The sequence below is a fragment of the Pseudomonas sp. PS01299 genome, from assembly GCF_029960145.1.
Classification (GTDB): Bacteria; Pseudomonadota; Gammaproteobacteria; order Pseudomonadales; family Pseudomonadaceae; genus Aquipseudomonas; species Aquipseudomonas putida_A.
In genome coordinates this window covers 19,894-44,333 of sequence record NZ_JASCPO010000028.1, presented here as the reverse complement: position 1 = coordinate 44,333, position 24,440 = coordinate 19,894, and the positions used below count along the sequence as shown (strand labels likewise).

Sequence of the window (24,440 nt, the reverse complement as noted above, 5' to 3'; positions counted from 1 at the left end):
CGTGAGCCTGCGCGCGAACGGTGAATGCGCGTCAATATCGGTGTTGGCTGATCTGACGCCATCGCGAGCAGGCTCACTCCTACAGGTTTTGTGTCGGCGCGGAAGTTACGCGGTGAAGCGTACGCCGGGTTTGGCCCGCTCATCGACACTCAGCTCAAACACATCCGGCCGCGCATAGTGGCCGACCACGTCATAGTCGTACCGCGCCCGCACCAGCTCATCAGTATCGATCTCAGCCGTCAGCAACCCGGCCTCGCCACGTAGCGGCCCGGCCAGCACATCGCCCATCGGCCCGACAATCACACTGCCGCCGGCAATCAGCGGCCGATCCGCCGGCCAGTTGGCAATCTCCACGCCCAGCTCGTTCGGCGAAGCCTGCACCTGACAGGCGCTGACCACAAAGCAGCGGCCCTCATGGGCGATGTGGCGCATGCTGACCTGCCACATCTCGCGCTCGTCCACGGTCGGCGCGCACCAGACTTCAATGCCCTTGGCGTACATCGCCGTGCGCAGCAGCGGCATCATGTTTTCCCAGCACACCACCGCGCCGAGTTTACCGACCTGGGTGTCGAGCACCGGCAGCGTCGAGCCGTCGCCCTTGCCCCAGATCAGCCGTTCGGTGCCGGTCGGCATCAGTTTGCGATGCTTGGCCACCAGCCCTGCCTGCGGATCGAAATACAGCGCCGTGCAATACAACGTGCTGCCGGCACGCTCGATCACGCCGATCACCAGATTGGCCCCGGTGCGCGCCGCCAAACCGGCCAGCGCCTCGGTTTCTGCCCCTGGCACGTCAATGGCGTTGGCGAAGTAGCGGGCGTAGGCCTCACGCCCCTCGGGCAAGCGATAGCCCAACTGCGTGCCGAAGCCCTCACCTTTCGGATAGCCCCCGAGCAACGCTTCAGGCATCACCACCAGTGCCGCGCCGGACTCGCTGATCGCGTCTTCCCAGCTCAGGATCTGTTCCAGGGTTTCACCCTTGCCACCGGGCAAGGCGCCGATCTGCAGGGCGGCGACGATTGATTTGGGCATTGCGGTCACTCCATCGGGTTCAAGTGTTGCCGATTCTGCGGCGGCGCGGGATCATGAATAAACACCGATTCACTGCTGAATGATATGAGCCAAATGAATATCGCAACCGTCGACCTCAACCTGCTGAAAGTCTTCGAAGCCCTGCATGAGGAGTCCAGCGCCAGCCGTGCGGCGCTGCGTCTGGGCGTGACGCAATCGGCGGTCAGCGCGGCGTTGCGCCGGTTACGCGAGGTGTATGGCGATCAATTGTTCGTGCGCACTGGTCGCGGGTTGGCGCCGACGCTCAAGGCCAATCAACTGAAACCGGTGGTCAGTGAAGCGCTGAACAAATGTCGGCAGAGCCTGGCGATGGTCGATCCGGCGGCCCACCACTATGACGGCCGATCAGTCACCGTGGGCCTGTCAGATGATTTCGAAATCGCTTTTGGCCGGCGCCTGATCGAAGATATTGCCCGCCGTGCGCCGAAATTACGCCTGATCTTCCGCCAGACCCACAGCCAGATCGTCGCCCGCGCCCTGATGGAGCGCAGCATCGACCTGGCGATCACCGCCGGTGGGTTCGCCGAGCGTCTGCTCAGTCGTCAAGTGCTGGGTGAAGGGGATTATGCGTGTCTGGTCGATCCGGGCAGTCTGGCGCCCGGCCAACAGAACATCGATTTGCCGGAGTTCGTCGCCCGCGAGCACATTCTGGTGTCCTCGGGCGGCTTTATCGGCATCACCGATGAAGGCCTCGCGGCGCTGGGCCTGAGCCGGCGGGTCTGCGCCTCGACCACGCACTTTGCCGCGCTGCCGCATCTGCTCAAGGGCAGCGGCGCGGTGGCAACCATCCCCCGCCATGCCGCTCAGGCCATTGCCGAGCTCAGCGGACTGATACTGCTGCCCTGCCCGCTGGCGCTGCCGCGCTACCCGATCGAACTGGGCTGGCGCACCAGCACGCAGATCGACCCGGTGGTGATCAAGGTCCGTGAGGCGATTGTCGAGTGTTTCAACATCGACTGAGGCGCTGTTACTTGTTGGCTGCCATCAGTCGATTGACCTCACTGCGCACCATGTTGGCGAATTCCGGCGGGGACATGCCATCCAGCTCGGCGCGCACCCACTCGGCCCATTTGCCCTTGCGCTTGGAGCGTTCGCCGAACAACCGCGCGGCTTCGCCTTTGGCTTTACCCAGATTGTTCTGCCAGAGTTCGAACAGACGGGATTTCTCGTCTTCCAGCGCAGCGCGCTCGGCGAGGGATTTGTCGGCCAGATTGAAACTCATGGGGAAATACCTGCTGCGTAAAATGGCGACATCTTACACGCTCAGCGGAAATCTCCCGCGCAGGTTTTTCTTTCGCACCTAAAATCAGTGCAACTTTTCAGTCAGCGCCACACTCCATTGATCACTGTTCATCCATCTGCAAGGAGTCACCCAATGGCCCGCAAATCCCGCGTGCAAGCCGTCGAAGACCAAATCAAGGATCAAGCCTTCAGCGAACTTCAGGCTTTGATTGAAGAGTCCGACAAACTGCTCAAGAGCAGCGCCTCACTGGTGGGCGAAGAAGCCGAGACCCTGCGCGGACAAATCGCCCTGAAACTGCAACAGGCACTGGATTCCGTATCGAGCGTGCGTGAGCGCACCAAACCGGCGGTCGAGGCTACCGAGAGCTACATTGGCGGCCATCCATGGCAGACCGTGGCGATTTCCGCCGGTTTCGGTCTGGTGGTGGGTTTGCTGCTCGGTCGTCGTTGATCGACGTCTGACAAAAAACCTGTGGCGAGGGAGCTTGCTCCCGCTGGACTGCGCAGCAGTCCCCTATTCTCAAGCAGATAAAAGGGGATCGCTCCGCAATCCGGCGGGAGCAAGCTCCCTCTCCACATGGGTTATCTGACAATTATTCCCCGGCCAATTCGCGCAACTGTGCCAGCGTCTGCTCCTCCAGCACAATACCCTCGGCCAGCGACCGCGCGCGCTGCAAATGCCGGCGATCACCCGGCAAGCGCTTCAATCCCACCCCATGCATCTGCCGCACCAGTTCTTCGCTGCGCTCGGCAAAACTTTGCCCGGCGGATTTGCTTGGGTCGATGACGATCAGCAACTGCCCGGTCCACGGGGTCTTGGCCCCGGGATGGTTCGACCAGTCGAACTCGAAGGAGAAATTGCCCCCGGTCAACGCCGCCGCCAGCAGCTCGACCATCATCGACAGCGCCGACCCCTTATGCCCGCCAAACGGCAGCAGTGCGCCGCCTTCAAGAATGGCTTTCGGATCCTGCGTCGCCTGCCCAAGACCATCCACGCCCATTCCGGCGGGCAGACGTTCGCCCTTGCGCGCCGCGATCTGCACATCACCGTGAGCAATGGCGCTGGTCGCCAGATCAAAGACAATCGGCGCACCACCGGCCCGCGGCGCGGCAAAGGCAATCGGGTTGGTGCCGAACAGCGGCCGATCAGCGCCATGCGGCACCACGCAGGTCATGCTGTTGACCACGCTGAGCGCCACCAGCCCTTCTTCGGCAAACGGCTCGACGTCCGGCCACAGCGCCGCAAAGTGATGCGAGTTGCGAATCGCCAACACCGCGATCCCGGCATTGCGCGCCTTCTCCACCAGCAACGAACGAGCAGCGGCCAGCGCGGGCTGGGCGAAACCGTTGCCGGCATCGACTCGCACGAAACCCGAGGCTACGTCCTCGACTTGCGGCACAGCCTGTCCATTGACCCAACCGCTATTGAGGGTCGAAACATATCCGGGGATACGGAACACGCCATGACTGTGCGCACCGTCGCGTTCGGCACCGGCGCAGTTGGCAGCCAGAGTGCGGGCGACGGACGCCGACGTACCGTGGCGCAGGAAAACCTTTTCAAGCAATTGCGTCAGCGCTTCGAGCGAGAGTGTGGACGCAACGGGGGAAGACACGGAATCGTGTGGCGCAGACATCTGAAGCTCCAGACTAATTATTGGAGGGAACAACAGCGTACGAACAGCTTGCCCAGCGATTAACCACGCCCGGTACGGGTGCTGTCAACCGTTGTGGTGCCGGCTTGTCGCGGCTAGCACATTGCGCTGCCGCTGGTGCGGTAACTATGTACCACCTCTGTTATCGATCCGGTCTTTAGTCTCGTGTCTCAATTTACCGGTGCACCGGACGGTGCCCTGAACGAGACCCGATGATGCCTGCTCCCATTCCTCCCCTGCTGTTCCAGCCTATCCTCAACTCCCCCGGATCGTGGCGCGAACTCGGCAATCTCCATCACTTGTCGACTGCTGACTTCCAATGGCTGAGTCACGTGCAACTGGCGACCCACGCACTGCGCAGTCAGCAGACCCCGCCCATGCTTGCCCAGCGCATCCTGCTCAATACCAATGGTGCGCCAGCGGTGCCTCTGGCCGGCAGTTTCATACTCAGTGCCACCCCGGATGATCACGGGATCCTGTTGTACACACCTTTCGCCGGGCTGAAAAAACATGCCAGCCTCACCGCCCTGACCGCGCATCTGGAACAGCATCTGAACAGCGCCCGTGAGGACGATCGGCTGCTGGCCCTGCTTGCCCTTTCCCAACGCAAGCGACTGGCAGAACAGCACGGCATCAGCGTGACCTACCAGCTTGTCGAAGGCGATATCTTCGAAGATCAACACGCCGTCATCGAGCATTGCCAGCAGCTCAACACGCAAGCGATGCTTGATGAATTGATGCAACTGCCCGAACTTGGCAGCCTGCTTCAGACCATTACCGACGAACTTCTGACGCCGACGATGCGCGGCGTCGACCAGACACACACGCGCGTGAACCTGTACGCGACCACGACCGCAACCGGCCCGGCATCGGCAGACCTTGCTTCACGGCGCGGGGTTGAAGCGCTGTCGCTTGGCGATGCGTTGCTGTTGCACTATCGCCACTCCGGATGGCCGGTTGGCCAGACCCATGAGTTTTCGCACCCCGACCGGACTTTCCAGGCCAGTGATCAGCAACACTGGGAAACAGCCATCACCACGGCTTCAGGCAAACTGCTGGTGTTGCTGTACCAGCACATGGAGCGCTACTGGAATGGGCTCAGTGCTGACGGGGCCTCGCGGCGCGACGTATTGGCGCAGATCATTCGGCAGCAGGCGCTGGCGGACTTTTTGTTCAAACGCGAGGCTGGCATCATCGATCAGCGCCAATTCGACAGCCTGCTGACGTCGCTGGGTTTCAGCGAAAGTCTGGCGCCTCGCGCGGCCGTGGAAACCGTGCGTTTATGGGAGCACCAGGCAAACTTCGTGGAGCTGGCCGGCGCGCTGATGATCGGCCATTCCGAAAGCTGCCTGTATACCCCGACGCACGGCTTGCAGGTGCTCAAGGACTACGCAGATCTAAAATCCATGCTGCTCGGCAAGTTCGCCAGCCCCGGGCACGAAGACGAACTCTATGGTCTGCTGAGTCTCGAAGAGCGCCAGCGCTTCCTCGGTTTCGACCGGCCGCAGGTTTCCGGCAAATCGATCGCCGGAGACGTGTTCAGTGTCCTGCTCGAGTTGATCATCACCAAGCAACGACAGAACATCGACTATGCCTTGCAGTTGTACCGGCACAGCGACGGCGTCGTGGATATCCGCGCACTGTTCGATAAGGCCCTGGACATCCGCTCGATGCTCCACGAGCGCCTTGTCACCCTGGATGCTCGCGGGCGCTGGAGCACCCGGCCGATGCTCACCGGCAACCCATTGCCTTCAAGGGTGCTGGCGGACACCGCCGCAGCCGAAGTGCGCAAGTTCGCCAGCATCATGCCAACCATCGCCGCAGACTTCGCCGCTCAGCCGTTGACCGTCACAGCGCTGCAGCGTACCTACCTGCAAGGTATCGTAGCGAAGCTGGCGCACGCCCTGTCTGTCGGCATCAATGGCGAAGCACGGTTGAGAGTCCTGGACGGAACGCTAAGCCGTCATGCGCAAACCCTGGTCGACACCGTGTTCAATCCGGATCACCCGGATCGCAGCCGCCGCAAGGCACTCAACGGGATTCGGCCGGATGCCTGGTCATTGACGTTACAGGTCGCCGGTGAGAGCGAAGTGCTGCCGTTGGCCAACTGCGTCCTGCTCACGGAACGCGGTGGCCTCGATACGCAGCACTCCGGACGCGCGATCTTGTGGACACCGGCTCTGGGCCTGGAAGTCTTCCGCTCGATCGAGCACGCCAGACAGGTTTTGAGCCAGCGGCTGCTGGATCCGCAAAAACGCCTGGCGCTGCTGGAAAACCTTTCACCCCTGCACCAGAGGTTCCATCAACACTACACACTGGGACGGTTACAGCTGATCAGCGGCAATGTCCTGCAGGATCGCACCGAATCAGCGATCGAACACTTTCTCCAGCGCTGTGAACAGGTACGGGGCCGCCAATGGCCAAAGCCGCGCGAAACCCAGATTCTCAAAACGTTGAGTGAGCAAGTCGTTGAGACCAACCTGCAACGTGCCACCGCTCTGGCGCAGGCCCTCGCTAAACAGCATTCACTGCCTGCCTGGCTGGGAATGGCCAGGCTTGAAGACCAGCAGTTGCATCTGGAGCTGCTGGAACAGTGGCGTCACAGCGTCATCGACGACGAGGATTATCTCCACGCGCTGCCAACCTTGCGTGATTACATCCGGCAGACCCTAAAGACGCTGCTGAGCACCCGCTTGCACAGGCAGGATCTCGACCCCGAACAGATCACCGTCACTCCCGCGCTGAGCCTGATCGGGTCTGCAATGAGCCTGACCGATTTCGCCTTGAACCATGCGCATATTGCCCAGGACACTGCATTCTCCCTCAGCTCGAGCACCGACCGGGCGCTGCCGACCGGACTCGACCAACAAGCGGTCAGGAGCCTGCTGTTGTCCTTGAACGTTGCGACAACATTTGCCAATAAAATCACCTCGGTGTTGTCCGCGAATGACGTCGACGCCGAACAACGCAAGCTGCGTTTCATCCAGCAACTACCCTGGCAACTGCTGCAACATGCCCATCAGTTACAACTGCAACAACGCTTGTCGCCGAAGGCTTTCGACTTGATTTCACAGGTGCTCGACATGCCCGATGCCGTCGCTCGTGCGACCGTGCAAGGGGCCGATGCGATTGTCCGGCCGTTGGCGCTGATCAAGACCGCCGGGGCATCCGCGATCAAGGCGCTGGGGCTGTACTTGATCGGCCCTGCGGAAAAATCCGGCCCTCAGGTGCTTTATGCGCCCTACCATGGAGAGCACGCATTCAGTGAGTTCGAGGACGAGGCAGCAGTGATCGCCGCGCTGAATACGCCGGGCTCACTGCAGGACCTGCTGCTGCGCCGCTTGCCGGAAAGTCAACGTTCGATCTTCAGCGCGTTGTTCAAGGCGAGCAGCGGCCAGACGAGCGAGATGACCCTGGCCACCACCCCGATCAACGGCAACTTGCTGCTGCAGTTGTTCGACGACAATCTGGCCTTGTTGCCACACTTGCTGAGCAGCCATTCGCTGCCATCGGCGCAGGCGGATTGGGACGCCGCGAAGCACCTGTTCAGTTCAGGCTTCCAGCGGATCCGGGGCCTGCTGCCGGGCAAGCTCGCCTATGTGCAGTTTCTCTGGCAAAGCTACCAGGATTTTCTGGACTCGGCCGAAGCGTTGCAGGATCACCACTGGAAACGTGCGCTGCAAACCTTTGTCGCCGGCGCAGCGCAGATGATCAGTCTCGGGCGACTGGCGCTGGAGTCACGTCTGGAATCTCAAGCCGTGGCAGCGCCGCAACCACCGCAGCCAACCACGCTGAGCGCCCCCGTCCTTGCAGAAACAAAGCCGACCGATCCGCTGCGCACCTCGCTGCAGACATTCGAAGCTCCGACGATCGCCCTGAAGGATCTGACTCACGATGCTGCCGAGGGCACGTATCAGGATCTGACAACCAAAGCGACTTACGCCCCTATCGCCGGCAAAGTCTATCCCGTGGAGCGGCCGGGAGCCGTCTGGCAACTCAAGGGCGCCGAGCAGCCAGGCCCGATGCTGCAACACACCGCTTCCCGGCAACTGGTGCTGGACCCGGATCGTCATACCGTGCATTTCGGCAAGGCCATGTCGACGATGTTCAACCATTACGCCACCCATCGCCAGGCGCGGTACATGCTGAATATCGAAGCGCAAGGCATGGAAGAAATCCGCGCCCGCCATCCGGAGAAAGCCCGCATGTTGATCGAGGCAATTGATCTGGCCCGGCATTACGCGTTCAACAGCCTGCACAATCTTGCGCAGCTGAGAAACTATGTGCCGGGCACCCGCCTCGATACTTTTCTCAAGTCTTTTTTTGACGTGCAACGGATTGATGCCGACATTCTCGACAAGCTGAAGCAGGCCATCGTGCCGATCTGTGATGCCTTGGTCGATCCAACAGAAGACCTGTTGAACACCAGTCGCTTTGTGGTCGGCTCGAACAGACACAGCAGCTCGGGTGTAATCGCCTTTGTGCTGGGTGGCGATTTACTCAAGAAAGTCCATTTCACCGAAAAGTTCTTCAATCAAGGGCTGGATTGGTACAACACAGGCCTGACCGAACCGTTCAATGTTGACGGGCATGCACGGGCAGCGACGCTGATCCACGAGTTTTCCCATCAATTCAGCAAGACCGTCGACATTGCCTCCCTGGAAGCGCGGCGCCCGTTTGCTGATCTGATTGCTACGGTGACCGGTTACGGAGCTGCCCGCAAACAGGTACAGACACGATTTCAGCGCGAAGCACTGTCACTGTCCACGCGCCGTGAAGAGCTGTTTTCGCGCTGGAGCGACAACCTTCAGGAGTGGCTCGATATCGACGAGTTTGAGGGCATGGAACATGTGCGCAGGGAAGTTCTCAAGACCACGGGGACGAGGAATCTCGAGGACGCGCGAACGGCATTTCTCAGCCCGACCAACCCGCATCCACGCATCGACACCATATTGCGCAATGCCGATTCGATCGCCTTTCTGATTTGCGAAATGGGCCGCCAGCTGGATCCGGTAACCCAACCTCACGGAGGGCTCAACTGAGATAAAAAAAATGCGCAGGCGGTTGGCCTGCGCATGGTTCATCGCTGGGTGAACTCAGTCTTTCTGGTCACGCAATACATTGCCCGAGGCGCCATCGATGCGGAATTCATACACCGAACCGTCGGCCTTGCGGCCCTCGCCTTTCCAGTAGCCGTCATTGTCGGCCTCGATTTCATAGACTTCGACGTAACCGGCCTTGGTTTTCACGATCTCGATAGCCTTTTCGATGGTGACCCAGCCCGCACCGGGACGATCAGCCATGGCGGCACCGGCGCTGAACAAAGCGGCGGTGGCGATTGCAGCGGCTAAGGTTTTTTTGATCATTTTTTCACTCCATTTGTGGATGATGTTCCTCTGATGTCCTGTTTTTGGGCGTCTGACGGAAAAATAAGTTCCACTTTGATGGGCAATTGCCATGACGGATGTTCTCGGCGCAACGCCCGCAAGGTTAGAATGCAGCAAATCAGGACGAGTCAATGACCCAAGAATCCCTCTCGGAAGCCGAATACGATGCGATCACCGATGCCGCCGCGCACTGGTGCATGCGTCTGCACGCCGTAGACTGCTCCGCCGAGGAGCGTCTGGCTTTCGAGCAATGGCGCGATGCGCATCCGCTGCATGCATTCGAATACGAAGCGATGCTGGAGATCTGGGACGTTGCCGAACATCTGCCGCGTCCGCCGCTACCCCCAACGCTCAATGTGCCGCTGACCGCTGCGGTGCCCGCCTGGCGGCGCTACGCAATTGCCGCGAGCGTCTGCGCCCTGGCCTTGCCACTGGCGGCGTACGGTGGCTGGAATCTGGGCTGGTTGCCCAACAGCTATCAGCATTTCGCAGCCACCGACAATGTCCGTCAGGTCACCTTGAAGGATGGCAGTCAGGTCGAGCTCAACCTCAATACTGAGTTGACCTTCAGCAATTACAAGGATGAACGGCGGGTCACCCTGAAAAAAGGCGAGGCGTTTTTCGAAGTCAGCCATGACCTCTCCCACCCGTTCGTGGTCAGGGCCGGCGAAGGCAAGATCCGCGTGACCGGCACCCGCTTCAATGTCTGGCTCTACGAAGATCAGGTGCGGGTCAACCTGATCGAAGGCTCGGTTCTGGTAACCAGCAACGCCGCCCTGCCCGGCGACGGTCTGCGCCTGGGGCCGGCCATGCAGGCGCAGTACCGGCATGGCGACTACACGCCACAGATCAGCCAGACCTACGCCAACGATAACGCCCTGGCCTGGCGCAGCGGCAAACTGGTGCTCGACAACCTGGCGCTGAACGAAGCCTTGCCGCTGATCAATCGCTACCTGAGCAAACCGCTGAAACTGGCCGACGCCAACACCGGCGCGATCCGCGTCGGCGGCGTCTACAACATCAAAGAGCTCGGCGGCCTCGTCAACACCCTGCCCAAGGTGCTGCCGGTCTACCTTACGCGCAATACCGAGGGTGATCCGGTGATCAACTCGATGCCGCGGCAGCCACCAAAAACCTGAAAGCGGTTCCCGTCGGCCATGGCTGACTCAGGGCACAAAAAAGCCGCTGTTCCCGTCAAGGAGCAGCGGCTTTTTCGTTCAGCCTGACTTACTGCGCAACCACCTCGGTGCCCTTGCCCGCCACCTCGCGAACCGTTTGCACCTGATACTGCGGATCGGCAGCGATCTGCTGCTCAGTGAACGGCAACACGCTCCACTGCTTTTTCGAAAACGCCTCGGTCTGATCCCGGGAATATTTCGACTCAGGGTCGCTCGACAGCGAGAACGCCAGCAGCCCTTGAGCGTGCGGGCCTTTGTCGTCAAAGGTCACCACTTGCAGGTAGCTGGTGCCGCTGACCACTTCGAGTTTGCCGTCTTCACGCGGCACGCTCTGGATCGCGTTGTAGATCCCCAGCGTTCCCGGCCCGCCGTGAATTGCGGTTTGTTGAGCGCCGCTGCTCGCCACCTGAATATCGCCCCAGCGGGTTTCAGGCTTGAGACCCATTTTCTGCGCAGTGGCAGCCGACGCCAGCAGCGCTTCACGCAGTGCCTTGCTCACGGCCGGTTGCTCGATCGCCAACCCGCGTGGCGTGTGTTGCGGGTCTTTTGGATCGAACGGCACACGCCAGACATCCGGCGACGCTTGCAGCGCCTGCATGATGTTCTGGAAATGCACCAGACCAATGCCCGAATCCAGATTCGCCCGGCCATCCCAACCCTTGAGACTGGCACAAACCGGCTTCAACGCGGCCGCGTCCGCACCCAGATCCGCAGCGCAGAACTTCAGCAGATCAGGCAGCACCTGAGTCGCCAGATAGACGTTGTCGTCCATCACCATCTGTTGCAGATCCTTCACCGCCAGCGGCCCTTTTTTGCCGAGTGTGTTCAGGCGCTCCAGCGCAAATCTTGATCGCAGGCCCAGCGGCTGGCCGTCCTGACTGATCAGCGGCGAGAACCCGGTCAGCGGTTGTGCCGGGTTCGCCAGCCACGCGGAATCGTTGGAATGCTGGACGAAGTCCTTGCGCAACAGTTGCGGCAGCTGGCTGGCGGCATAGATACCCTTCTGCGCAGCTTGCGGATCGATATCCCAGGCGCAAGCGCTGTTGGAACCGTCGAGCACGATCATCTGCAAGCCGATGCGCGGGTCGCTGCACTTGGCCAGTTTGTCGGCGCTGACGTTCGGCACCACCGACAGGTTCATGTACAGCGTCTGCCCCTTGTCATCCACGGCCAGGGTGTTGACCCAGGGGATGCCCTGAAGCTTGTGCACCGAATCCTGCAGAGCCTTGAGGCTCGACGCCTGGTTCATCGCGTACCACTGCGTCAGCACGCGATCATTGTCCAGGTTGGCGTCGCGCAGGCTGTAGGCGTACTGATGATCCCAGTCGAGTTTGCCCGGCCATTGCACGATCGGGCCGAACTGCGAGCTGTAGACATCGCGCGAGACCGGCACCACCTGACCGTCCGCCTGTTTGACCTGCACAGTGACCGTCTGCTTGTTCAACGGCAGCGACTTGCCGTCGAGCAGGTAGCGGGTCGGGTCTTTCGGGTCGAGTTGCAGACGATACAGGGTGAAATGTTTGGATGAATCCACCGTGTGGGTCCAGGCCAGATGCTGGTTGAAACCGATGTTGATCATCGGCAACCCCGGCAAGGCTGCACCCATGACGTCGAGTTTGCCCGGAATGGTCAGGTGCATCTGGTAAAAGCGCATGCCGCCAACCCATGGAAAATGCGGGTTGGCCAGCAGCATGCCGCGTCCGTTGAACGAGCGTTCGCTGCCGACCGCCACGGCATTGCTGCCGCGATCCAGAGCGAAGCGCTGCAGGCGCGCGTCCGCCAACTGATAGGCCCGGGCATCGCTGCCGAGCTGCGCCGTGGCCTGCGGCGGCGTCGCGCCAGCCAGGGCTTCGGCGAACTGTCCGACCCCGCCCTCGACCAGCAGGCGCCGAGTGAGTTTGACCAGATCTTCGGCGCTGATATCACGCACCCACTCACCCTGGCACTGTTGCGGGAGACCCTGCTGGCGGCGTTCGGCGAGATAACGGTTATAGCCCGCGGCATAACCTTCCACCAGATCGTGCACCTGCGCCGGTTGCGCGTCCCAGAAGGCTTTCACCGCTGCGGAAGTGTTGAGCCAGGTGAAGAACAGGTCGCTGACGCGATTCTCGCGTTGTTCGACGGTGAACTGCTCCGGCCCGAAATAACGCGAGCGCTGGCCATTGACCGTGACGATCTCGTTGGCCAGCAGGCACAGGTTGTCCTGCGCGTAGGCGTAACCAATGCCGAAACCCAGTCCGCGTTCATTTTCCGCGCGGATGTGCGGCACGCCAAAGGAGGTGCGGCGGATATCGGCACTGGCTTGTGCAGCGGGACTGAACGCATGGGCGGACAGACTGAGTCCGAGAAACGCACCGGCGAGGGCCAGTCCGGTTAACTGTCGGGAAATAATCACACTCGCTCCTGAACGACAAGACAAGGATCGGCGCGTGCGCCGGATCCACTCTGAAATTGATTCATGCGCCTGGGCGCAAGACGGCTGTTCAGGAAACGAATGCGAGAAAAAAAATTTAGCCCGATTGAGGAAGGTGAAATTCACTGATTACGGGAAAACAACGAATAACCGACAAAATTTCTACATATTTCCTTTCATGATTTGTCGTGCTGAAACGTCTTGTTTACTGAGAGCAGTCAAAACGTTTCCTGATCGGGCTCTGAAAAGGAGTAACCCCATGTACAACTCGCAACTACCAATGGATGGTAGCCAGGCGTCACAAGGAGCTTCCATGAGTTCCCGCGCGAGCAGCTTCGCCCCCAGCCCCGAGCGTCAGGGCAATGAGCGTATTCGTCTGTTGCTGAAAAGCTTCGGCCTGCGCACCAGTCTGATTCGTCTGAAAGTCATCGACGCCCTGCTGGTCGCCGCACAAAGTGATCGACGCCTGGGCGTGCGCGGCGTGCACAGTCAACTGCTGGACCTGGATATTCCGTTGTCCTTTCTCAGCGTGCGCGAAGTGTTGAAGCGTTTATGCGCCGAAGGGGTGGTCACCTTCAACCCGGACAAGAGTTACAGCCTGCATCCACAGGCTGCTGCCGTGCTCAATCACGATTGAAGCGTCCCGCGATCGCCGTCAGGGCTTGACCTTGCGGCGCATCACCCCGTTGATCACCACCACGACCACCGCCACACCCATGGCGATGTACTGGAACATCTTCTGACTGATCATCCCGGCATTTTGCAGCCAGGACAGGCCGAGCATGATCGCCAGCACCGACAGGGCGATCAGGATCGAGTATTTCAAACGTTGCTTCTGGGTCATTGCGGGTTCCTGAAACTTTCAAATGTATCCGGTTTGTATCCGGTTGCATGCCATGCACATACCGTGTTGCGGGGATGGGCCTGGCCGAACGCGGTCTCATGTTACAGCCGATGAAGAGTTTTGGCTTCATGCCGGCGTAACCATGAGGACCTTTGAAATGTTCCGTCGAATCACCTGGCTGATTCCACTCCTTGCCGTACTGACCTTGAGCGGCTGCATCATTTTCCCCCACGGCGGTTGGCATGATGGCCACCATCGTTATCAGGAAGGCCCCGGTTATTACCATCGATAGAACAGGATCGTTCGCCCGCCGGTGCGCCTGAAATACCGGTCGGGATACCTCACCAGCCTTTTCAATGCCAACCATGCCCGCCCGCCAGCGGGCATTTTTGTTGGCGCGCCTGTGCCTCGCAAATGCCTTTTCGATCAGCCTTCGGGGGTCAGTAAATACGCTGTAAGTATTTGAAATTTCATGTCGCAGCAAAGCATTGGCTGCCGCGACAACTCTGCCTCTAGTCTCTGCGAACTTTTCTCGCTTACTGAAACAGGGATGTTTATGCAGAGAACCTTGATCGTAATGGCGCCCGTGCAGATTATCGGATTCTGCCTGGCCATTACCGCTTTTGAACTGCTCACCTATATGGCCAGCGACATGATCATGCCGGCCATGTTGACGGTGACCGGCGAGTTCAACGCCGATACCCGGCATGTAGCCAACGCCTTCAACCTGTATCTGATTGGCGGCGTTTGCCTGCAATGGCTGATCGGCCCCCTTTCCGACCGTTACGGCCGGCGTCGCTTGCTGTTGCTCGGTTGTGCGCTGTTCGGCCTGGCGTGCAGCGCCGCAGTCATAACGCAGCGCATTGAAGCCTTTAATGCGTTGCGCCTGATCCAGGGCATGGGCCTGGGCTTTGTGGTCGCCGTCAGCTACCCGACCCTGCAGGAAGTGTTCTGCGAGGCCGATGCCGTGCGCCTCATGGCATTACTGGGCAACGTGGCGCTGCTGTCGCCGCTGCTCGGCCCTTTACTCGGCAGCCTGCTGCTGGAATGGCTGAGCTGGCGACAGATGTTTCTGGGGCTGGCGGCAACGAGTGTGGTTGTCTGGCTCGCTCTGTTTGCCTGGATGCCGGAAACGATCGACGTTGTGCGCCGTGACGGCCAGCGACAGGTTCCAGCGGCGTTTTCGCTCAGGCAGATCGGCCTGAGTTACCTCGCGCTGCTGCGCAACCGACGATTCATCGGCGCCAGTCTGACACTGGGCCTGATGAGCCTGCCGCTGATTGCCTGGATCGGATTGGCGCCGGTGCTGCTCATGCAACGCCTTGAGCTGTCTGCGCTGGAATATGGCCTGTGGCAGATCCCGGTGTTTGCGGCGGTGATCCTCGGCAATTTATTACTGGATCGATTGCTCGTCGGGCACACGCTCGCCCAGGTGATCGGTCTGGCCCTGTGGCCGTTTTGCCTCGGACTGCTGGGGCTGATCGCTGCTGCCCTGAGTTCGGCTGCGCTGCCATTGGCCGTTTGCGCACTGGCCGTGTATGCACTGGGGCTTGGTATGAGCAACGCCGCGCTGTACCGCCTCGCGCTGTTCTCCAGCGATGCGGGCAAGGGGCTGGTCTCGGCCATGATCGGCATGCTGTCGATTGCCGTGATGGGCAGCGGCGGCTCGCTCATCGCCATCATCGGCGGTGGCTCGAACCTGCAATCCTTTTCCCTGCTCGCCGGCCTCGGCGGCCTGCTGTGCCTGCCCCTGCTCTACCGCCTTCTGCGGCACCCGCCGCGCCCACCACACATCAATAAGGATATTCGATGACTCTGTTCCCCCACAGCGATGCGCTTTGCGCATTGCCGCAGCCCTATTGCCAGGAGGCCGTCCCCAAAGGGCTGTTCAATCTGGCCATGAGCGAAATCACCCGGTTTCACGCTCGCCATACGCCCGGTTATGGCCACTGGTTGAACGCCCATGCAATCGCTGTCGATGACCTGGACGAGCTCGACGACTGGTCGCAATTGCCACCGATTTTCGCCAGTTTCTTCAAGCAGCAAATGCTGCTCAGTCCCACGGGCGAGGACGCCCTGGAACTGACCTCTTCAGGCACCAGCGGGCAGAAGAGCCGCATGCGCTATGACGCGCGCAGCCTCGGCGCCGCGCAGTACATGGTCGAACGGATTTTCGTCCAATATGGCTGGATTGCCCCGCATGCGCCGTGCAACTACCTGTTGCTCGGCTATGAGCCGGAGCAGAAAAACACCTTGGGCACATCCTTCACCGATCAGTTCCTGTGCAGTTTTGCTCCCGCCCATCGGGTGGTTTACGCCCTGCGTCGCACTGGTGACGGCCACCAGTTTGATCTGTTCGGCGTGATCAGCGCCTTGCAGGCCTTTGCCGAAGAAGGTCTGCCGGTGCGCATCTTCGGCTTTCCCGCCTTTCTCTGGGAAACCCTGCAACGCATGCGCGCCACCGGCGTGGCGGACCTGCAACTGCCAGCTGGATCGCTGGCATTTTTCGGCGGCGGCTGGAAAACCCGCGCCGCCGAAGAAGTCCCCAGACAAGCCTTGTATGCACGGATCCAGCAACAACTGGGCATCGCGACCCAAGACTGTCGCGACGGTTACGGCGCCGTCGAACACGCGGTGCCTTACGTCGAATGCGCCCACCATCACTTTCACGTACCGGTCTACGCGAAAGTGTACGTACGCTGCCCGGTGGATTTTTCGGTCTTGCCCTATGGCCAGCGCGGCCTGCTGAGTCTGGTCTCGCCCTACATTTCCTCAAGCCCGGCCCATGCCGTGGTCATGAGCGATCTGGCCACGCTGCATCCGGGCACCCGTTGTGCCTGCGGTCTGGCCAGCGACTGGTTCCAGTTGCACGGCCGCGCCGGCACCACGGCCGCGAGGAGCTGTGCCATGGCCGCGTCCGAACTGCTGGGGAGGCACTGATATGTACCTGATCAACGGTCAGTTGCACACCGAGTGCAGCCTCGACAGCGCCTTGCACCAACTTCAGCGGGAGTTGCCACGAAGGCTGCAGCTTCCACTGCAAACCAGCACGCTGCTCGCCACTGCCAAGGCCTTCGCCGAACGTCTGCAACAAGAAAAAACGGAACTGCCACTGGCTCCCGGTCAGCGCGAAGCACTGATCGATTTCTGCCAGCCTGCCGCCCTGCAAGCCAAGCTGGATCGTGAACTGGGCTTGCGCCCGGAATCGCTGCGCCGTATCGACTATCGACAGTCACGCTTCGAGCGCTGGAGTCCGCTGGGCCTGGTGGTGCATATCACTCCGGCCAACGCGCCGCTGCTGGCGTTCTGTGCGGTGATCGAGAGTCTGCTGAGCGGCAACGTCAACTGGCTGCGTCCCAGCAGCAGTGACGCTGGCTTCACCGCGCGCCTGCTTCAGGCGTTGGTTGCATGCGACCCGAGCGGACAACTCAATGGTTACGTGGCGGTGCTGCCGACCCGCACCGAACAAATCGGCCAGTTGTGCAGGCACGCCAACGGTGTCGCGGCGTGGGGTGGCGAAACCGCGCTGCAAGCCATCCGCCAGCAGATCCCGCCAGGCTGTCGCTGGATCGACTGGGGGCACCGCATCAGCTTCGCCTACCTGACCCCGGACGCCGCATCGCCCGCCGTCCTCGATGCGATTGTCGATGAAGTCTGCCGCCTCGATCAGCAAGCCTGCTCCAGCCCGCAATGGTTGTTGGTGGACAGCGACGACGCGCGCGTACTGAACGATATCGGGGCACAACTGGCCGCCGCGTTCGAGCGCCGTGCCGGTGAATGGCCGGCCCTTGCACCGACGCTTGAAGAGGCTTCGCAAATCACCACCTGCACGGCAATGGCCCGGCTGGCCCAGAGTTTTGCCGGGCAGACCGGCCGGGTCTGGAGTGCGTCGGGCTGGCGGGTGATCTGGAGCCATGATCGCCAGCTCGAACCTTCTGCGCTGTTTCGCAGCCTGTTGCTCAAACCCCTGCCCCGCGAGCGGCTCAGCGCCACGTTGCTGCCCTGGCGCAACGTGCTGCAGAGCTGCGCCTTGCTGTGCCCCGAGGCGCAGATCGCTGAACTGGCGCAAACGCTGATTGCCGCCGGTGTGACGCGCATTACCCCGATCGAGACTATTCACGATGGCTACGCCGGCGAACCCCACGACGGTGTTTATGCGCTGCAGCGCCTGAGTCGACGCGTGTCGGTCAGTCTGCCGGCGAACGTGCTGACCAGCCACTCCACGCTTGATCAGCTGCCTGCCCCACCACCACTGACCGGACTGGCGATCATGGACAAGGGACAATTCGTCCGCCAGCCGCCGGATTCAGCGGCGCAGCTGTTCTTTCGCTCCGGCGGCAGCAGTGGCGCACCCGTGCTTTCCGGCTTCAGTTACCACGACTTCCAGCGCCAGATGCAGGCGGCCGCCGATGGCTTGCTGGCGGCCGGTCTGGACCCGGCCCAGGACAGGGTCATGAACCTGTTTTTCAGCGGCGGGCTGTACGGCGGCTTTTCCAGTTTTGCCAAAGTGCTGGAACAACTGCAGGCCCGACACTGGCCGATGGGCGCACCGGCGGACGACGATTACCACGAGATCGCGCAGATGATCGAGGCTCAACGGATCACCGTGCTGATCGGCATGCCCGGCACCCTGCACCGGTTGTTTATCAACGAACAACAAATACTCCGGCGCTATGGTGGCGTCGCCAAGGTCTTTCTCGGTGGCGAACACCTGAGTGAGCAAACCCGCGAGCTCTTGCAAAGTTGCGGCGTCAGCCTGATCCGCTCGGCGATTTACGGCAGCGTTGATGCCGGCCCCCTGGGCCATGCCTGCCGGGCCACGGCAGATGGCGTTTTCCATCTGATGAGCGACATCCAGCACCTGGAAATTGTCGATTTCGAGCATGACGTGCCGGTCGGTGACGGCGAATCCGGTCGTCTGCTGGTGACCTCCCGCGAGCGTCAGGGTCAGTCCGTGCAGCGCTATGACATTGGCGACAGCGGACGCTGGTTACCCGGCCCGTGTGCCTGCGGTCTGACGTCGCCGCGCTTCGAACTGCTGCAACGCCACGGCAACCTGCTGCGCATCGGCACCGATTTTATTTCGCTGGCGATCCTGGAGCAGCACCTTCAGATGCCGTTTCAACTGGTCCTCGACCACGGCCCTGACGGCCTGGAACGCATGCGCCTGCACTGCCCTCTGGAGCCGGCCGAGGCCCACCGCCGACTGCAAAATTATTCGACGCTGATCACGCTGGTGCAGACCGGTTTGCTCACGCTGGACGTCGAGCAGTGTGCCGTCGAGCAGTTCGCCCGAAACCGGCACAGCGGCAAGACTCCCCTACTGATTGATACGCGCCGCTGACAGCAGCTATCTGCACGCGGCCCATCGCCACTTCATACAAGAAAAAATCATGAACACGATCGTTGAATTGAACAATTTGCTCGGTTACACCCGCCAACATTCGGCCTATTGCCGCGAACACTTCAAAGATGTCGCGGCCCCCATCAGCGCTTTGACTGAACTGCCCCTGATCGACCCTGAACAATACTGGCGTGACAGTCAGCATCCGCACCAATGGCCAGTGTTGTCAGGCCCGCTGGAAGACGCGATGGTCTTCAAGACCGGGGGCACCACCGGCTCAGGAAAACTCTCGCTGTTTGCCCGCGCAGAATGGCAAACCCTGGTGCGCGATTTCGGCAGCCAACTCACGGCGCAACTGAACCCCGGCGACCGGGTCGCCAATCTGTTCTTCGTCGGCGACCTGTATGCCAGCTTCATTTTTCTTCACGACGCGCTGGCACATGTCCAGACTCCCGTCAGCGAATTTCCCTTCACCGGGGCCGTCGACAGCGCCGTACTGGCCGAGTCGATCGTTGCGTACCGGATCAATGTGCTGGCCGGTCTGCCGGCGCAAATGCTCAAATTCGCCGCCTGGCTTGAGCGCCAGTCACGGATCCTGGAGGGCGTCGAAACCCTGCTCTACGGCGGCGAAAGCCTGTTCGCCGCCCAGTTGCAAACGCTCCAGCGGGTGTTCCCGAACGCACGCATTGCCTCTATCGGCTACGCCAGTGTCGATGCCGGACTGATCGGCGTCAGCACCCGCGATTGCGCCCTGGGCGAACACCGGATGCTGGAGCGGCACAGCGTGCTGGAGATCATCGATGAGGTGAGCGGTGCCGTCATCGAAGAGTGCAATCGTAATGGCAGGCTGGTTCTGACCAATCTCACCCGGCGCCTGATGCCGGTGATCCGCTATCCGGTCGGCGACCTCGCCTGCTGGCGTGAACCGGCAGGGACGCCGATGCGCAAGTTCGCCCTGATGGGCCGCAGCATGAACAGCCAGCGCGTGCGGGTGAGCGTGTTGAGTCTGGATACCGGTGACATCGGCGAGCTGGTGCGCAAGATCGCCGCCAGCGATGACTGGCAACTGCTCATCGATCAGCGAGCCAGCCAGGATCTGCTGAGCCTCAAGTGGGTACCCTGCACGCGAACGGCTGACATCAGCCAGGCAAGCTCAACCCTGCGCCGTGCGCTGATCGACCAATACCCGTTGATCGAGAAGCTGCAGTTCGATCAATTGCTGGAGCTGAACGTGATCGCCTGTGCGAACGATGAACTGACCTGTCATCCACGCTCCGGCAAACATCAGCGGGTCGTGGATCGACGGGTTTATGACCATCCGCAACAGGGGCAAGCGTGATGGACACGACAACCATCCGCCGCTATCGCGTCGCCGATGCGCCGGCAGTCAGCCGCCTGTTCGAAGAAATCTACGGTGTTCATTATCCTCAACCCCACGTGTATCTGCCCTGGATGATCAGCCAGAACCACAGTGTCGGTCGCTGGCACTCGCTGGTGGCGGTGGTAAACGAGCATATCTGCGGGCATGCCACGTTGTTTCGCCAATCTGGCCGAACCGCACTGGCGGAGCTGGCACTGACCGTGGTGCACCCGGACACCCGCGGGCAAAACATCGCCACCCAGTTGGGCCAGCAGTTGCTGATTCATGCCCAGGCGCTGGATTGCCGAGGCGTGACGATCAAACAGGTCACGCATCACCCGTATACGCAGCGCATGGCCGCCGGCCTGGGGTTTCACAGCTGTGGTCTGTTGCCCGATTACGCGCCTTCGCCGTTCGGTGGAACCGGGCGGGAGACGATTGTTGTGGGTCACTGCAGCATCGACGGTCATCGGCGCCCGCTGCCGGCACTCGCCTGGCCGCAGGATTGCCGCGAGCTGATGTCGCGTCTGGAGGCGGTGTTTGGTACCACCGACCATACCGTGCCATGGAAAGGCCCGAAGATCCGCTTCGATCACGTATCCGGGCGCTACGACCTGCTGCTCAAGGCCCTCGATGACAACCTGCTCGAGCAATTGGGACAACTGCCGGCGCACTGGCTGATTTCGATCAGACTCAGACTCGCCCAAGGGTTTTCCAGCGCGCTGCGCAAACTGGCCGATGCCGGTTTCGCTTTCACCGGGATTGTCCCCGATGACCACAGCGACGGCTGGCTGGCCCTGTTTCATCGTGGCTACCAGGCCTCCACGCTGAGTCTGCACTGTCCACACATGCAGCACCTGCAGGATCAGGCGCAGCAGGCCGGCGAAAGGTATCAGGACTAAAAACGAAAACGGCCCACCCAATCAATGGGTGGGCCGTGGGTGACCGGCTCAGGCCTTGGACTTGACGCCTTGATCGACAGGTTTCGCCGCGTTGCCTTCACCGTAGGTTTTCAGGTTCTGCAGCACGTAGATCGCCTTTTTGTATTCGGGGATCAGGTTCTTGCCGTAGGCATTGCCATTGAGGCCATTGTTCTGAATGGCGTCGAGCTGGGTGGCGAAATACTCCAGCGCATTGAATTTTGCATCAGGGTCTTTGGTCACGCCGAAACGGTCGAACTTGTCGCCGGCATTGAGCAATGTAAAGGAGGTGATGTCGGAAATCAGCCCGCGTTCACGCAGAAAAACACTCAGATTGCTCAGTTGCTTGACCGAGACATTCGCCGGATCGAACCCCTTGATGTTCTTGCGCAGGCCCTGCTTGTCCATTTCGGCTGTGTTCAGCGCGTTAGGATTGGTGCCGACCTTGGCGAGCATCTGCTGCACCTTGAGGCTTTGCTTGACCTCCTTCTTCGCGCCTGTATTGCGAACCAGCACCCCTGCCTTGCTCTCCCAGCCGCCGACAATGCCGATCGTCATGAGAAGACTCCCTGTGAAATAACCATGAAATGTCCTTGCTGGACTACTTGAATGCCGGGAAGTATCTACCGGCGAACTGGTGGCACCAACCCTTTTAGTGCAGCCGCTTACAATTTTTGTACATTCTCGATACAAATTGCCAGAAGCTCACGGTGTCGCGGTTTCATGGCAGTTTGACGATTGCTCGCGAAGCTTTTTTTGCGCTGGCTGACAAGAGGGTCGATCCATTTGTATCGGAGTCGACACGCCCCTTCCGTCAGCCCGACACTTTCTTGCACCAAAGTACTTAAAGCTTCCCCGTTCGCCGACGATACGCTGGTGTGACCCCGCCGTTTTTCCCTCGACCCCACAATAAGAATCGCAGCTCAAGGACCGGTATCCATGCCCGCATTCCGCACCATTCAGGCTCGCTACACGTTATTTCTGGTTCTGTTCATCCTGCTGCTGTCGGTGCTGACCGTGGTCGGTATCAGCCAATTGGTTGCCCCCAAGCTGCGGCATACCGAAGAACAGGTGGTGCTCAACCGGATTGCCGAAGTCGCCGAACAGATTCAGGGCGAACTGAACAAAGTCCAGGCGCAACAGCGCAGCATCACCCAGACCATTCCCCTGCTCGACAGCGCGGCCATCGACACAGTGTTGCCGGGCCTGGTGGATCAGTACGGCGAACTGAAAGTCTTCGGTGGCGGGATCTGGCCACTGCCGGGTCAGCGTGAGGCCGGGCGCAACAAGTTCAGCACCTTCTGGCACCGCGACGCCTCGGGCAAACTGGCGGTGAATACCTTCTGGAACAGCGACGCGGCGCCCAACTATTACGACCAGAGCTGGTACAAGGGCGGCATGCAGACCCCGCGCGGCCAGTGCGCCTGGGCCGCTGCCTATAAAGATGACGCGAGTGCCGAGCCGCGCACCAACTGCGCCATGGCGATCCAGAAAAACGGTGCAGCGTGGGGCGTGTCGACCATCGACGTGACGCTGGGCTTCTTCAACGATCTGGTGGCGCGCAAGGAAAAAGACCTCAACGCCGAAATGCTGATCGTCGAGGCCGACGGCAAGATCATCAGCAACAGCTCGCGCATCAGCGGCCCGATCGTGCTGAAGAACATCAGCGAACTGGCCGCCGGTTCGACCTTCGCCAGTCAGGTCAAGGCCGGCCTGCAGAACCGCGATCAGGCGCAACGCGTCGAGTTCGACAACAACGGCGAAGCCAGCACTTTCTTCATGCGCCCGATCGAAGGCACGCCGTGGTTCCTGGCCACCGCCCTGCCAACGAAAATGCTCACCGCCCAGCGTGACGACGTGCTCAGCAGCCTGAGCCTGCTGCAGATTCCACTGGTGATCCTGCTGGTGCTGTTGCAGGTGTATGCGATCCGCCAACTGGTGTCGCGGATGAAAGCGCTGAAAGCCAACATCGACTTGCTGTCCAGCGGCGATGCCGACCTGACCCGGCGCATCACCATCCGTGCCGAAGACGAACTGGGCGCCATCGGCCACTCGGTCAACACCTTCATTGCCTACCTGCAGAACATGATCGGTGAAGTGACGCAGGCCACCGGCGCCATGGCCTCGAGCCTCGATGACCTGCAGCGTACGTCGGCCAACACCAGCCAGATTCTGCTGCGCCATGCTTCGGAAACCGATCAGACCGTTACCGCCATCACCGAAATGAGCTCGACGGCCGAAAGCGTCGCGCAGAACGCCGCAGAAACCGCTGCGTTCACCCAGCGCGCCAACGAAAACGCCGATCGCTCACGGGTGGTGGTTGGTGAAGCCACCAACAGCGTGGTGGCCTTGATCGACGAAGTGGCCAGCGCCACCCAGAAAGTCGAGAGCATGCAGCAGGACGCGCAGCGCATCACCGAGATTCTCGGGGTGATCGGCGCAATCGCCGGGCAGACCAACCTGCTGGCGCTCAACGCCGCCATCGAAGCCGCCCGGGCCGGTGAACAGGGTCGCGGCTTTGCCGTGGTCGCCGACGAAGTCCGCGCCCTCGCCGCTCGCACCCAGGCCAGCACCTCGGAAATCAACGAGATGTTGACCCGCCTGACCCAAGGCGTGAGCTCGTCGGTCAGCGCCATGGAAAACACTCAGGCCAGCTGCCAGTCCGCCGCCGACGCCACGGCGCGGGTCAACTCCGGTCTGGATGAAATGGCCGGCTCGGTCAGCCACATCAACAGCCTCAGCACCCAGATCGCTACCGCTGCCGAACAGCAGAGTGCGGTCACCGAAGAGATCAACCGCAGCATGGTGCAGATCCGCCACATGGTCGAAGAACTGGTGCACAGCGGCCAGGCCAGCGAACTCAACACCCGCCAGTTGCTGGAAGCCAACAACCGGGTGAGCGCGATCATGGGGCGGTTCAAGGTTCGGTGATTACCCTACCAGTCTATTGTGGCGAGGGAGCTTGCTCCCGCTGGGTCGCGAAGCGGCCCCAACTCTGGCAGCGCAATAAACAGGAAGCCGAAATTGACCGA

General features: G+C 60.9%; 19 protein-coding genes. 12 read left to right on the top strand and 7 right to left on the bottom strand.

The genetic code is table 11. The annotated features are described in order from the left end of the window. Positions 1–105 precede the first annotated feature (105 nt). Entirely contained in the window at positions 106–1,029 is a 924-nt protein-coding gene (locus QMX91_RS08100; RefSeq protein ID WP_282412533.1) for a carbon-nitrogen hydrolase family protein, read from the bottom strand. An 84-nt stretch (positions 1,030–1,113) separates the two neighbouring features. Between QMX91_RS08100 and QMX91_RS08095 the strand changes: the two genes are divergently transcribed. Next, positions 1,114–2,028 (top strand): LysR family transcriptional regulator, encoded by a 915-nt coding sequence (locus tag QMX91_RS08095; protein ID WP_282412532.1) that lies wholly within the window; start codon positions 1,114–1,116, stop codon positions 2,026–2,028. Between the two features lie 7 nt (positions 2,029–2,035). Here QMX91_RS08095 and QMX91_RS08090 read toward each other — a convergent pair whose 3' ends face one another. Continuing rightward, the gene (locus QMX91_RS08090) at positions 2,036–2,290 is read right to left on the bottom strand and encodes a hypothetical protein (protein ID WP_003224595.1); all 255 of its coding nucleotides are present in this window, start codon (positions 2,288–2,290) and stop codon (positions 2,036–2,038) included. A gap of 153 nt (positions 2,291–2,443) precedes the next feature. Between QMX91_RS08090 and QMX91_RS08085 the strand changes: the two genes are divergently transcribed. Further along, positions 2,444–2,761 carry a DUF883 family protein gene (locus QMX91_RS08085; protein WP_007961870.1) on the top strand — a complete coding sequence of 106 codons (318 nt, stop codon included), beginning with the start codon at positions 2,444–2,446 and terminating at the stop codon, positions 2,759–2,761. 142 nt (positions 2,762–2,903) lie between these two features. Here the strand turns inward: QMX91_RS08085 and QMX91_RS08080 are convergent, their stop codons facing one another. Then, on the bottom strand, positions 2,904–3,944 hold the full coding sequence (locus tag QMX91_RS08080) for an Ldh family oxidoreductase (protein ID WP_282412531.1): 1,041 nt from the start codon (positions 3,942–3,944) through the stop codon (positions 2,904–2,906). A gap of 230 nt (positions 3,945–4,174) precedes the next feature. Here QMX91_RS08080 and QMX91_RS08075 point away from each other — a divergent pair, with 230 nt between their 5' ends. Further along, a complete protein-coding gene (locus QMX91_RS08075; protein WP_282412530.1) occupies positions 4,175–9,004 on the top strand; it encodes a DUF6543 domain-containing protein in 4,830 nt (1,609 codons plus the stop codon). A gap of 54 nt (positions 9,005–9,058) precedes the next feature. Here the strand turns inward: QMX91_RS08075 and QMX91_RS08070 are convergent, their stop codons facing one another. Continuing rightward, positions 9,059–9,328, bottom strand: a complete 270-nt coding sequence (locus tag QMX91_RS08070) for a PepSY domain-containing protein (RefSeq protein ID WP_007961867.1) — start codon at positions 9,326–9,328, stop codon at positions 9,059–9,061. A gap of 152 nt (positions 9,329–9,480) precedes the next feature. Between QMX91_RS08070 and QMX91_RS08065 the strand changes: the two genes are divergently transcribed. Then, complete coding sequence (locus QMX91_RS08065) at positions 9,481–10,488, top strand: FecR family protein (RefSeq protein ID WP_134786303.1); 1,008 nt, start codon at positions 9,481–9,483, stop codon at positions 10,486–10,488. A gap of 88 nt (positions 10,489–10,576) precedes the next feature. Here QMX91_RS08065 and QMX91_RS08060 read toward each other — a convergent pair whose 3' ends face one another. Next, entirely contained in the window at positions 10,577–12,922 is a 2,346-nt protein-coding gene (locus QMX91_RS08060) for an acylase (RefSeq protein ID WP_282412529.1), read from the bottom strand. Between the two features lie 277 nt (positions 12,923–13,199). On the opposite strand from QMX91_RS08060, the gene QMX91_RS08055 reads away from it, so the two are divergent. Continuing rightward, positions 13,200–13,577, top strand: coding sequence for a fe2+ zn2+ uptake regulation protein (locus QMX91_RS08055; RefSeq protein ID WP_027612026.1), 378 nt, complete (start codon positions 13,200–13,202; stop codon positions 13,575–13,577). A gap of 18 nt (positions 13,578–13,595) precedes the next feature. Here the strand turns inward: QMX91_RS08055 and QMX91_RS08050 are convergent, their stop codons facing one another. Continuing rightward, positions 13,596–13,784, bottom strand: a complete 189-nt coding sequence (locus QMX91_RS08050) for a hypothetical protein (protein WP_007961862.1) — start codon at positions 13,782–13,784, stop codon at positions 13,596–13,598. Between the two features lie 157 nt (positions 13,785–13,941). Here QMX91_RS08050 and QMX91_RS08045 point away from each other — a divergent pair, with 157 nt between their 5' ends. The 6 genes from QMX91_RS08045 (at position 13,942) to QMX91_RS08020 (ending at position 21,390) form a co-directional block, all read left to right on the top strand. Then, complete coding sequence (locus QMX91_RS08045) at positions 13,942–14,076, top strand: hypothetical protein (RefSeq protein WP_256214187.1); 135 nt, start codon at positions 13,942–13,944, stop codon at positions 14,074–14,076. A 264-nt stretch (positions 14,077–14,340) separates the two neighbouring features. Next, entirely contained in the window at positions 14,341–15,597 is a 1,257-nt protein-coding gene (locus QMX91_RS08040) for an MFS transporter (protein WP_282412528.1), read from the top strand. Next, positions 15,594–16,724 carry an acyl-protein synthase gene (locus QMX91_RS08035; RefSeq protein ID WP_282412527.1) on the top strand — a complete coding sequence of 377 codons (1,131 nt, stop codon included), beginning with the start codon at positions 15,594–15,596 and terminating at the stop codon, positions 16,722–16,724. The genes QMX91_RS08040 and QMX91_RS08035 overlap by 4 nt, the downstream gene beginning before the upstream one ends. A gap of 1 nt (position 16,725) precedes the next feature. After that, complete coding sequence (locus QMX91_RS08030) at positions 16,726–19,128, top strand: aldehyde dehydrogenase family protein (protein WP_282412526.1); 2,403 nt, start codon at positions 16,726–16,728, stop codon at positions 19,126–19,128. Between the two features lie 49 nt (positions 19,129–19,177). Continuing rightward, positions 19,178–20,467, top strand: coding sequence for a phenylacetate--CoA ligase family protein (locus QMX91_RS08025; protein WP_282412525.1), 1,290 nt, complete (start codon positions 19,178–19,180; stop codon positions 20,465–20,467). Beyond that, positions 20,467–21,390 carry a GNAT family N-acetyltransferase gene (locus QMX91_RS08020; protein ID WP_098963938.1) on the top strand — a complete coding sequence of 308 codons (924 nt, stop codon included), beginning with the start codon at positions 20,467–20,469 and terminating at the stop codon, positions 21,388–21,390. The genes QMX91_RS08025 and QMX91_RS08020 overlap by 1 nt, the downstream gene beginning before the upstream one ends. A gap of 48 nt (positions 21,391–21,438) precedes the next feature. On the opposite strand, the gene QMX91_RS08015 is transcribed toward QMX91_RS08020, so the two are convergent. Next, positions 21,439–21,966, bottom strand: a complete 528-nt coding sequence (locus QMX91_RS08015) for a hypothetical protein (RefSeq protein WP_098963937.1) — start codon at positions 21,964–21,966, stop codon at positions 21,439–21,441. 381 nt (positions 21,967–22,347) lie between these two features. On the opposite strand from QMX91_RS08015, the gene QMX91_RS08010 reads away from it, so the two are divergent. Next, positions 22,348–24,339 (top strand): methyl-accepting chemotaxis protein, encoded by a 1,992-nt coding sequence (locus QMX91_RS08010; RefSeq protein ID WP_027612033.1) that lies wholly within the window; start codon positions 22,348–22,350, stop codon positions 24,337–24,339. Positions 24,340–24,440: the final 101 nt, after the last annotated feature.

What these genes read in the sequence shown, in the direction of transcription:
- QMX91_RS08100 (WP_282412533.1), bottom strand. Translation starts at nt 1,029, where the DNA reads ATGCCCAAATCAATCGTCGCCGCCCTGCAGATCGGCGCCTTGCCCGGT.
- QMX91_RS08095 (WP_282412532.1), top strand. Translation starts at nt 1,114, where the DNA reads ATGAGCCAAATGAATATCGCAACCGTCGACCTCAACCTGCTGAAAGTC.
- QMX91_RS08090 (WP_003224595.1), bottom strand. Translation starts at nt 2,290, where the DNA reads ATGAGTTTCAATCTGGCCGACAAATCCCTCGCCGAGCGCGCTGCGCTG.
- QMX91_RS08085 (WP_007961870.1), top strand. Translation starts at nt 2,444, where the DNA reads ATGGCCCGCAAATCCCGCGTGCAAGCCGTCGAAGACCAAATCAAGGAT.
- QMX91_RS08080 (WP_282412531.1), bottom strand. Translation starts at nt 3,944, where the DNA reads ATGTCTGCGCCACACGATTCCGTGTCTTCCCCCGTTGCGTCCACACTC.
- QMX91_RS08075 (WP_282412530.1), top strand. Translation starts at nt 4,175, where the DNA reads ATGATGCCTGCTCCCATTCCTCCCCTGCTGTTCCAGCCTATCCTCAAC.
- QMX91_RS08070 (WP_007961867.1), bottom strand. Translation starts at nt 9,328, where the DNA reads ATGATCAAAAAAACCTTAGCCGCTGCAATCGCCACCGCCGCTTTGTTC.
- QMX91_RS08065 (WP_134786303.1), top strand. Translation starts at nt 9,481, where the DNA reads ATGACCCAAGAATCCCTCTCGGAAGCCGAATACGATGCGATCACCGAT.
- QMX91_RS08055 (WP_027612026.1), top strand. Translation starts at nt 13,200, where the DNA reads ATGTACAACTCGCAACTACCAATGGATGGTAGCCAGGCGTCACAAGGA.
- QMX91_RS08050 (WP_007961862.1), bottom strand. Translation starts at nt 13,784, where the DNA reads ATGACCCAGAAGCAACGTTTGAAATACTCGATCCTGATCGCCCTGTCG.
- QMX91_RS08045 (WP_256214187.1), top strand. Translation starts at nt 13,942, where the DNA reads ATGTTCCGTCGAATCACCTGGCTGATTCCACTCCTTGCCGTACTGACC.
- QMX91_RS08040 (WP_282412528.1), top strand. Translation starts at nt 14,341, where the DNA reads ATGCAGAGAACCTTGATCGTAATGGCGCCCGTGCAGATTATCGGATTC.
- QMX91_RS08035 (WP_282412527.1), top strand. Translation starts at nt 15,594, where the DNA reads ATGACTCTGTTCCCCCACAGCGATGCGCTTTGCGCATTGCCGCAGCCC.
- QMX91_RS08030 (WP_282412526.1), top strand. Translation starts at nt 16,726, where the DNA reads ATGTACCTGATCAACGGTCAGTTGCACACCGAGTGCAGCCTCGACAGC.
- QMX91_RS08025 (WP_282412525.1), top strand. Translation starts at nt 19,178, where the DNA reads ATGAACACGATCGTTGAATTGAACAATTTGCTCGGTTACACCCGCCAA.
- QMX91_RS08020 (WP_098963938.1), top strand. Translation starts at nt 20,467, where the DNA reads ATGGACACGACAACCATCCGCCGCTATCGCGTCGCCGATGCGCCGGCA.
- QMX91_RS08015 (WP_098963937.1), bottom strand. Translation starts at nt 21,966, where the DNA reads ATGACGATCGGCATTGTCGGCGGCTGGGAGAGCAAGGCAGGGGTGCTG.
- QMX91_RS08010 (WP_027612033.1), top strand. Translation starts at nt 22,348, where the DNA reads ATGCCCGCATTCCGCACCATTCAGGCTCGCTACACGTTATTTCTGGTT.